The sequence below is a fragment of the Pseudostreptobacillus hongkongensis genome, assembly GCF_001559795.1.
GTDB classification, from domain to species: Bacteria; Fusobacteriota; Fusobacteriia; order Fusobacteriales; family Leptotrichiaceae; genus Pseudostreptobacillus; species Pseudostreptobacillus hongkongensis.
Window position 1 is genome coordinate 1 of sequence record NZ_LOHY01000081.1, and the last position, 10,680, is coordinate 10,680.

General features: G+C 27.6%; 10 protein-coding genes. All 10 read left to right on the top strand.

Annotated features, from left to right (window positions below; all coding sequences use genetic code 11):
- Positions 1-99: 99 nt before the first annotated feature.
- Complete coding sequence (locus tag AYC59_RS03005; protein WP_066895068.1) at positions 100-975, top strand: serine aminopeptidase domain-containing protein; 876 nt, start codon at positions 100-102, stop codon at positions 973-975.
- Positions 972-2,351 (top strand): NADP-dependent glyceraldehyde-3-phosphate dehydrogenase, encoded by a 1,380-nt coding sequence (locus tag AYC59_RS03010; protein ID WP_066895070.1) that lies wholly within the window; start codon positions 972-974, stop codon positions 2,349-2,351. Before AYC59_RS03005 ends, AYC59_RS03010 begins: the two co-directional genes overlap by 4 nt.
- A 13-nt stretch (positions 2,352-2,364) precedes the next feature.
- A complete protein-coding gene (locus AYC59_RS03015; RefSeq protein ID WP_066895072.1) occupies positions 2,365-3,318 on the top strand; it encodes an ROK family protein in 954 nt (317 codons plus the stop codon).
- A 14-nt stretch (positions 3,319-3,332) separates the two neighbouring features.
- Positions 3,333-4,646, top strand: a complete 1,314-nt coding sequence (locus AYC59_RS03020) for a hemolysin family protein (protein WP_066895074.1) — start codon at positions 3,333-3,335, stop codon at positions 4,644-4,646.
- Entirely contained in the window at positions 4,636-5,442 is an 807-nt protein-coding gene (locus AYC59_RS03025) for a Cof-type HAD-IIB family hydrolase (RefSeq protein WP_066895076.1), read from the top strand. Before AYC59_RS03020 ends, AYC59_RS03025 begins: the two co-directional genes overlap by 11 nt.
- Before the next feature lie 68 nt (positions 5,443-5,510).
- Positions 5,511-6,269: a triose-phosphate isomerase gene (tpiA, locus tag AYC59_RS03030; RefSeq protein ID WP_066895078.1), complete on the top strand. Its 759-nt coding sequence runs from the start codon at positions 5,511-5,513 to the stop codon at positions 6,267-6,269.
- Positions 6,270-6,279: 10 nt separating this feature from the next.
- Positions 6,280-6,483, top strand: coding sequence for a preprotein translocase subunit SecG (locus AYC59_RS03035; RefSeq protein ID WP_066895080.1), 204 nt, complete (start codon positions 6,280-6,282; stop codon positions 6,481-6,483).
- 104 nt (positions 6,484-6,587) lie between these two features.
- Entirely contained in the window at positions 6,588-6,869 is a 282-nt protein-coding gene (locus tag AYC59_RS03040; RefSeq protein ID WP_066895082.1) for an HU family DNA-binding protein, read from the top strand.
- A 166-nt stretch (positions 6,870-7,035) separates the two neighbouring features.
- Entirely contained in the window at positions 7,036-9,495 is a 2,460-nt protein-coding gene (locus AYC59_RS03045; RefSeq protein WP_066895084.1) for a glycogen/starch/alpha-glucan phosphorylase, read from the top strand.
- A 210-nt stretch (positions 9,496-9,705) separates the two neighbouring features.
- A partial coding sequence (locus tag AYC59_RS03050) for a YadA-like family protein (protein WP_211260003.1) occupies positions 9,706-10,680 on the top strand: 975 nt, incomplete at its 3' end.

The window sequence follows — 10,680 nt, forward strand, 5'->3', positions numbered from 1 at the left end:
AATTGAAAATTTAAAGTACAATATGGAATATCGAATACTGGACTTTATTGCCTTTTTAAGGTATAATTTAAAGTGAAATAGTATACGATAGGAGAAAAAATGGAAAAGTATTTTAAATCTAATGATGGTGTTATGATACCATACATATCTTATGAAAATAATAATAAGAAAAAAGTTATAATATTACATGACTATTTTGAACATATTGAAAGATATGATGAAGTTGCAGATTTAATAAGTCAAAATGGATTTGATTCATATGTTTTAGAATATAGAGGTCATGGGAAACTAGCAAATGATAGTATACTTGATTTTGGAAAAGGTGGAATAAATCAGGTTTTAACTGACATTAAGTTATTTATTAAGCACAATTTCTCTAATGTAAACTATGGAGATATAATATTTATTGGTCAAGGTTTAGGAGCACTAATATCTACATATTTATTAGAACATTATCCTTTTAAAAATACGATTTTAATATCAATGCAACTTGATAAGAGATTTTCTCTTTTTACGGGATATAATATTACTAAGATTGAAAATAAGTTAGGGTTTAAGAAAAGTATATTTAATAACTTAAATTCTATTTTAAATAGAGAATTCAAAAAAGAAAAAGAATCAGAAAAACTTGCATGGCTAACAAGAGATAAGGAAGAGATAGAAAAAATAAAAAATGATGATAAAATATTGAGATCAGGTTCTCCAAGTTGTTTTATGGACATAATTTCTCTTACTAGAAATGTAAAGAAAAATATATTAAAAATTAGAGAATTTACTAATATATATATTATTTATGGAACTAAGGATCCTTTAGTTTTAGAAAGTAAATTAAAAAAATATATGCAAAAATTAAATACAGGATTTAGAAAAATAAAGTTCCTAAAAATAAATAATGGAAGACATTTAGTTTTGCATGAAATTAATAGGGATTTAGTCCTTGAAGAAATAATAAGATTTTTAAAAGAGGTAAAATGATGGGAAAAATTGATATATATTCGCCTATAGATAATAGCTTTATAGGTAGTGTAAATAAAATGAGTGTTGAAGATATTGATAATATATATATAAAAGCAAGAAAATCTTTCAAAGAATGGAAAATGTTATCAGCAGTTGAAAGAGCATCATATATACATAAAGCAGCTGATGAACTTGAAAAAATGAAAGAAGAAGTTGCTGAACTTATGACAAGAGAAATATCTAAATCATATAAAGATAGTTTAGTAGAAGTAGAAAGAACAGTATATTTAATGAAATATACTGCAGAAGAAGGACTAAGAATTTTTGGTGAAGTTTATGAAGGTGGTAATTATGACAAGTCAAATAATGGACGTATGTCTATAGTTAAAAGAGAACCTTTAGGTGTAGTATTAGCTATAGCACCATTTAATTATCCAGTAAATTTATCAGCATCTAAAATAGCACCAGCCCTTATTTCAGGTAATGTTGTAATATTTAAACCACCTACACAAGGAGCACTTTCAGGATTAAAGGTTGTAGAAGCTTTTCATAAAGCTGGATTACCAGAAGAAGTTTTACAATCAGCAACAGGAAAAGGAAGTGAAATTGGAGATTATTTAAATACACATCATGAAATTAATTTTATTAATTTTACAGGAAGTACACCAGTTGGTCAAAGAATAGGGATGCAAGCAGGTATGAAACCTATAATGCTTGAACTTGGTGGTAAAGATGCTGCTATAGTTTTAGAAGATGCAGATTTAGAAAAAGCAAGTAATGATATAGTAAGTGGAGCTTTTTCTTATTCTGGACAAAGATGTACAGCTATTAAAAGAGTTTTAGTTATGGAATCAGTTGCAGATAAATTATCAGAATTACTTAAAGAGAAAGTATCTAAGTTGACTGTAGGTAATCCGTTTGATAATGTTAATATAACACCTTTAATAGATAATAAAGCAGCAGATTTTGTTGAAAAACTATATCTTGATGCTAAAAATAAAGGGGCAATTGAATTAACTAAATTTAAAAGAGAGAATAATTTAATATATCCAACTCTTATGGATAATGTGAGTTTAGATATGGAACTTGCAACAGTTGAACCTTTTGGTCCAATATTACCGATAATAAGAGTTAAAACTGAGGAAGAAATACTTGAAATAGCTAATGCATCAGAATATGGGTTACAATCTTCAGTATTTACAAAAGATATAAATAAAGCATTTGAATTTGCTTCTAAATTAGAAGTTGGTACAGTTAATATAAATGAAAAAACTCAAAGAGGTCCTGATAATTTTCCTTTTTTAGGGATTAAAAATTCAGGAGTTGGAGTTCAAGGTATTAGAAATAGTATTTTGTCTATGATGAAAATAAAAACTATAGTTATAAATATTTGAAAGGAAGATTAAAATGAAATATTATGGTGGAATAGATTTAGGTGGAACAAATTCTAAAATAGGTCTTTTAGATGAAAAGGGTAATATAATTTTTACAGTATATGCTAAAACAGAATCGTCTTACGGTTATGAAGCTATAGTGAAAAAGTTAATAGATATATTGAAAGTTGAAATGAAAAATCGTGATATTGAATTTGAAAATTTAATATCTTTAGGTGTAGGAGTTCCAGGTCCTGTAGTTAATAAATCAACTGTATTAATGTGGGCTAATTTCCCTTGGCCAAAAGATTTAAATCTAGCTGAAGCCTTTTCTAAAGAATTAGGTAAGCCTGTATTTATAGATAATGATGTTAATGTAATTACTTTAGGTGAACTATGGGTAGGTGCAGCTAAAGGTTATAAAAATGTTTTAGGTATGGCTGTAGGAACAGGAATAGGTGCTGGAGTAGTTGTAAATGGTGAAGTTGTATCAGGTAAAAATGGTGCAGGAGGAGAAATAGGACATATTACACTTGAAAAAAATGGTAAACTTTGTGGATGTGGAAAAAGAGGCTGTTTTGAAGCTTATGCATCATCAACAGGTATAACTAGACTTGCAATAGATAGATTAACAGTTAATAAATCTAATATGCTATATGAAGTGACTAAAGATAGAAAGCCAGAAACTATAGATGTATTTGAATGTGCAAAACAAGGAGATGAATTTTCTCTTTCAATAGTAGATGAAACTTGCGAACGTTTAGCACAAGGAATATCACAAGCACTTACTATACTTGATTCAGATGTAGTAGTAATAGGAGGTGGAGTTGCTCTTGCTGGAGATTTCTTAATAGATAAAATTAAAAAATATATTCCAGAATTTTTAATTCCATCTATAGCCCAAAATATAGAAATAAAGGTTGCAAAATTAGGAAATGATGCAGGTATCTATGGTGCTGCATATTTAGCTATGCAATCAGTAAAATAGGAGAGTGAAAAAATATGGGTACCAGTAGTTCCATTTTACCCCAGATTATTTTAATAATAGTATTGATATTTGTTAATGCATTTTTCTCGGCAAGTGAAATGGCAATAGTCTCGGTTAATAAAAATAGACTTAAAATTTTAATAGAAGAAGGAAATGAAAAAGCCAAGAAATTAGATAAGTTAATGGAAGACCCATCTAAATTGTTATCAACTATACAAATAGGTATAACTTTAGCAGGATTCTTAGCTTCAGCATCAGCAGCTGTTGCTATATCAGATCCTTTTAAACAGCTTTTAATGATGATGAATGTACCTTATTATAGTCAGTTATCACTGCTTATAGTAACTATGTTACTTTCATATTTATCTTTAGTTTTCGGTGAACTAATTCCTAAACAGATTGCATTATTAAATTCAGAAAAAATAGCGCTTGCTAATATAAATATAATAATGTTTGTTTACAGAGTATTTATTCCTTTTATTAAAATACTTACTTTTTCAACTAATATAGTATTAGCTATATTTAATATTAAGGAAAAAAGTGATTTAGAAACAGTTTCAAAAGAAGAAATAAAATTAATGGTAAATGATAGTGAAATAAAAGATTCAGAAAGAGAAATGATAGAAAAAATAATGGATTTTGATGATAAGGTTGCAAGAGAAATAATGATACCAAGAACATCAATGTTTGCTTTAGATGTTAACTCTGATATTAAAGATATTTTTGAATCTGAAAATATAATAAGATATTCAAGAATACCTGTATATTTTGAAGATTTAGATAATATTGTAGGTATATTACATACTAAAAGTTTACTTAAAAGAGCTTATGAAATTGGATTTGATGATATAGATATTAAATCTCTTCTACAAGAAGCATATTTTGTTCCTGAAACTAAAAAAATACAGTCTTTATTTATTGAAATGAAAAATTTGAAAAAACATATTGCAATATTAATAGATGAATATGGTGGGGTTTCAGGAATTGTAACACTTGAGGATCTTTTAGAAGAAATAGTGGGTAATATTAATGATGAATATGATATGGAAAATGATGATATTCAAAAATTATCTAAAAATAAGTATTTAGTAAATGCAGCTATAAGTATAAATGATTTAAATGATGCTTTAAATATAGAGATGGTTTCTAATCATTATGATTCATTAAATGGTATAATCATAGAAAAATTAGGATATATACCTATAGATAATAATAAAATCAAGGATTTAATTATAGGTAATTTAAAAATAAAAGTTGTTAAAGTTAAAAATAAAAGAATAGAAAAAGTTATTCTTGAAATTATGGAAGAGGAGAAAAATGAAATATAAATTAATAGCTACTGATATGGATGGAACTTTATTAAATTCTGAAGTTAAAGTATCAGAAAATAATATTAGATCTATAATAGATGCACAGAAAAAAGGAATAACTTTTGTACTTGCAAGTGGAAGACCTTCATTTGCTATGCATGATATAGCTAAGACATTAGAAATGGAAAAATTTGGAGGATATATAGTATCTTTCAATGGTGGAGAAGTAATAAACTGTAAAACTAATGAAAGAATATTTAATAAAGGATTAACTAAAGAAGAAATTATTGCAATGTATAACTATGCACAAGAAAATAAGATATCTTTTTTAACATATAATGATGATATTCTTTATACAAATAGTATTGATGAATATACTAAAGTTGAAGCAGGGTTTACATTTGGGAAATTAATTATTATAGAAGATATAGAAAAACTTGATTTCACAAAAACAACTAAATGTATGTTATTATCATATCCAGATAATTTAATTAAACATGAAGAAATTTTAAAAAGTAGTAAATATGTAGAAAAATTAAATTTTGCAAGATCTATGCCTATATTTTTAGAAGTAACTAACAAGGATGTAGATAAAGGTAAAACTATGGCTGAATTAATTAAACTATTAAATATTGATAAATCAGAATTTATAGCAGCTGGAGATAGCTATAACGATATTCCTCTATTAGAAGCAGCTGGATTAAAAGTAGCACCAAGTAATGCTAAAGATGAAATAAAAGAAATGGTAGATTATGTTGGTGTTAGCAATAATGAAGGTATAATAGCAGATTTAATAGAAAAATATGTAGATTAATGTTTACAAGTATTTTAAAATATGTTAATATTAAAGAAATGCGATAAAATAAAAGTGTGGAGGACAATATGAGAAGAATTATTGTAGCAGGAAACTGGAAAATGAACAAAACTAGAAAAGAAACTGAAGATTTCTTTAAAGCATTAAAACCTTTAGTAGAAGGTAAAGATAAAGTTGAAATGGTAATAGGAGTTCCATTTACAAATTTAGAAACTGCAGTAAGAGAAGCAGGAAATGTTAAAATTGCAGCACAAAATATGAATCCTAAAGAAAGCGGAGCATATACTGGAGAAATTTCACCATTAATGCTTAAAGATTTAGGTGTAGAATATGTAATTTTAGGACATTCAGAAAGAAGAGAATACTACAAAGAAAGTAATGAATTTATAAACGAAAAAGTTAAATCAGCTTTAAGTCATGATTTAAAACCTATCTTATGTTTCGGAGAAACTTTAGAACAAAGAGAAGGAAATATAACTGAAAAAGTTGTTGAAGAACAAATAAGAGAAGGATTAAAAGATATAACTAAAGAACAAATGGCAAATGTAGTACTTGCATATGAACCAGTATGGGCTATAGGAACAGGTAAAACAGCTACTTCACTTCAAGCACAAGAAGTTCATGCATTTATTAGAAACTTATTAACTGATATGTTTGGAAAAGAAGTTGCTGAAAATGTAACTGTTCAATATGGTGGATCAATGAAACCTGAAAATGCATTAGAATTAATGTCACAAACAGATATAGATGGTGGATTAATCGGTGGAGCAGCACTTGATCCAAGTAGTTTTGCTAAGTTAGTTGAAGCAGGAATACAAGCACTATAAGGGAGGGAAAATGTTACAAAATTTATTAGTTGCAATACTTTTCATATTAGCTGTAGTTTTAATAACAGTAATTTTATTGCAACCAGATAGAAGTAGAGCAATAGCTAAAACAGCAAATGTTTTAGATCAAGAAAAAGAAGGAATAGAAAAATTTACAGAATATACTGCATTTTTATTCTTAGCTGTCGCAGTTTTATATAATATTCTTAGATAAAATTATATAAAAATCACATAAAATTATTATTTTTAGGGCATTTGGGCTTGACAAACTAAGAAAAAAGAGTATAATTATATTGATTAACATTAAGGAGGAAATTTATGTCTAAAAAACAATTTGTTGAAGAATATTCAAAATTAACTGGGGAAACTAAAAAAAGATCTGAAGAATTAGTTAACGCTTTCTTAGAAGCAGTAGAAAACACTGTTATGAGTGGAAATGATGTTCAATTCGTTGGATGGGGATCATTCAAAGTTCAAGAAAGAGAAGCAAGAGAAGGAATCAACCCTAGAACTAAAACAAAAATTAAAATACCTGCAAAGAAAGTTTTAAAATTCAAAGTTGGTAAAAAATTATCTGATAAAATTTCAAAAGCTAAATAAATTTTAAATATATAAATATGAGTGGAGTATGATCTACTCATATTTTTTTATGCAATAAATTTGCAAACAAACTATTGTAAACACATTAATGCAAACGGTTAAATTAAGTTGACAAATTTCACTAAATGTATTAGAATAGACATAGATACCAAATATGGAGGTTATAATGGATAAAGAAATTTTAAAGGAGAAAATATTACTTTCTTTAAGAAGACAATATAGTAAAACTTTAGAAGAAGCTAAAGAATATGAAATTTATTATGCAGTTGCACGTGCAACAATGGATGAGATAACAGAACAATGGTACAATACTAAAAAAACTCGTGCTAAAGATAAAGTTAAACAAATGTATTATTTATCTGCTGAATTTTTAATGGGAAGATATATGAGTAATAACTTAATTAACTTAGGGTACAATGAAGTTATGAAAGAAGTTCTTGAAGAATTAGGAGTAGATATTAATAAATTAGAAGATTGTGAAATGGATGCTGGACTTGGAAACGGAGGTCTTGGAAGACTAGCAGCTTGTTTCTTAGATTCACTTGCAACACTTGGATTACCAGGACATGGATATGGTTTAAGATATAAATATGGAATGTTTGAGCAAAAAATAGAAAATGGATTCCAAGTAGAATATCCTGATAATTGGCAGCAATATGGTACACCATGGAGTATTAAAAGAATAGACAGAGTATTTGAAGTTAAATTCGGTGGAGAAATTGAAATACATAAAGATGAAGTAGGGAAAGAATACTTTAAGAGAGTTAATACTGAAAATGTTCTAGCTGTAGCTTATGATGTTCCAGTTATTGGTTATGGTAATGGGGTTATAAACACTCTAAGATTATGGGAAGCTCAATCACCAGAAGGATTTGACTTACAATTATTTAATTCTCAAAATTATGTAAGAGCATCAGAAAAAGAAATTAGAGCTAAAGATATATCAAGAGTTCTATATCCAAATGATACTGAAAGAGAAGGGAAAATATTAAGACTTAAACAACAATTCTTCTTTACATCAGCATCATTACAAGATATTATAAGAAGACATAAATCAATGTTTGGTAATAATTTCTCTATATTACCTGAAAAAGTTGCTATACAATTAAATGATACACATCCAGTAGTAGCTATTCCGGAATTAATGAGAATCTTATTAGATCAAGAGAAATTAAGTTGGGATGAAGCGTGGGATATATGTACTAAAGTATTTGCATATACTAACCATACTATTTTATCAGAAGCATTAGAAAAATGGGAAATAAATATATTTAGACCATTATTACCAAGAATCTATCAAATAATTGAAGAAATAAATAGAAGATTTTTAAATGAGTTATCACAAAAATGTGGAGATGATTCTGAAAAAATTAAGAGAATGAGTATAATTGGTGATGACAAAGTTAAGATGGCATGGCTTGCAATAGTTGGTTCTCATGCTGTAAATGGAGTTGCAGCCCTACATACTGAAATCTTAAAACATCAAGAATTAAAAGATTGGTATGAAATATACCCTGAAAAATTCCAAAATAAAACTAATGGAGTTACTCAAAGAAGATGGTTATTAAAAGCTAACCCAGAACTTGCAGAATTAATAACTGAATTAATTGGTGATAAATGGATAACTGATTTATCTGAATTAAAGAAATTAGAAGCATATATAGATGATGAAAATGTATTATCTAGATTATCTGATATAAAGAAAGATAATAAAATTAAATTGGCTAAATATATTAAAGAAAATACAGGTATAGAAGTTGATGTTAATTCTATATTTGATATTCAAGTTAAAAGATTACATGAATACAAACGTCAATTATTAAATGTGTTACATATAATGGATTTATATAATAAAGTAAAAGCAAATCCTCTATTAGACATTACTCCTAGAACCTTTATATTCGGTGCAAAAGCAGCATCAGGATATAGAAGAGCTAAAGGAATAATAAAATTAATAAATACAGTTGCAGAAGTTATTAATAATGATACAAGTATTAATAATAAAATAAAAGTAGTATTCTTAGAAAATTATAGAGTATCACTTGCAGAAAAAATATTCCCAGCAGCTGATATTTCAGAACAAATATCAACAGCAGGAAAAGAAGCTTCAGGAACTGGTAATATGAAATTTATGATAAATGGAGCTTTAACTTTAGGAACTATGGATGGAGCTAATGTTGAAATAGTTGAAGAAGTTGGACTTGAAAATGCATATATATTCGGTTTAGAAGCTGATGAAGTTTCAAGACTTGAAGGATATGGTAAATATGATCCAAGACAAGACTATGAAGTTGTAGAAGGACTTAAAGAAGTAATGGAGCAATTAATAGATGGAACTTATGATGATGCTCATACTGGAATATTTAGAGAATTATACAATTCATTATTAAATGGAGTAGAAGGTAATAGACCAGATGTTTACTTTGTATTAAAAGACTTTGCTGATTATAGAAAAGCTCAAGAAAAGATAAGTAAAGATTATAAAGATCAAAAATCTTGGATAAGAAAATCACTAATTAATATAGCAAATGGTGGAAAATTCAGCTCTGATAGAACTATATTAGATTATGCTGAAAATATTTGGGATATTAAACAAAACTTACCAAGAAACTATATAAAAGAATAGCTATTTATAAGGATTAGTGCATAATATTATTTATGCACTAATTTTTTATTTTTATTTTCAAAACGTTTGTTTTTTATTATATATTTAAATGAACATTTTATTTATTATAGAATAAATATTGACTAGAAAATATTTTTAGAGTATACTTTTATAAAATGATATTATTATAAATAATAAATATATTTTTTACTATATCGGAGGTATTATAAAATGAATATTACAAAATTAGGTATTTTAAGTTTAATGTTAATCAGTAGCATTACATGGGCTACTATTCCCGAAGGTAGTGCAACTGGAGAAGATTCTGTAGCTATTGGTAAGTATTCTAGGGCAGAAGGTTGGTTTTCTACTGCAATAGGTTACCAAAGTAATGCACATGGATACTCAAGTATAAGTATTGGAGATTTTGCATCAGCAGGTACGGCTGTTCCTAATGATCCAACAGGAGGAGAAAATAATTCTATCGCTATTGGGAGTTATGCAAAAGCTTTAAAGGAAAATGCAATAGCATTAGGAGCATCTGCTGCGGCAGGTAAAAATGCTATAGCTATAGGAGAAGATGCACAAGCTGTAAATAAACATTCAATCTCTTTAGGTTTTGGTTCAATATCTAAAGGAGACACATCAATCTCAATTGGAGATTACTCTCTAACAGAATCTAAAAGTTCAGTAGCATTAGGTGAAAATGCTAGAACTATTCACAATAAATCAGTAGCATTAGGTTATGGTGCAGTATCATTAGAAGAAAATACAATATCTGTAGCATATAAAGATCCAAATATTGCAATTGACAACCAACCCGAAGAACCATTTTACAGAAAAATTGTAGGTCTTGCAGATGGTGTAAATGATCACGATGCAGTAAATGTTTCACAACTTAAAGGATTAGAAAGTTCTTTAAGTTCTAAAATCAATGCTTTTTCTATGACTGAGGTAAAAGCAAATGCTGGAATTTCTTCAGCTATGGCAATGGCAGCATTACCTCAACCTACAGGAAAAGGAATAAGTTTAGGGGCATCTGTTGGTATGTATATGGGACAACCTTCTTATGCATTAGGTGTTAGTGGTACTGAAGGGAATGTTAGATATAATATAAATACATCATTAACATCAAAAGCTAATGTAGGATTTTCAGCAGGTATTGGATATACATTTAAAGAAAAAGAGGTTCTTCACAAATATTTA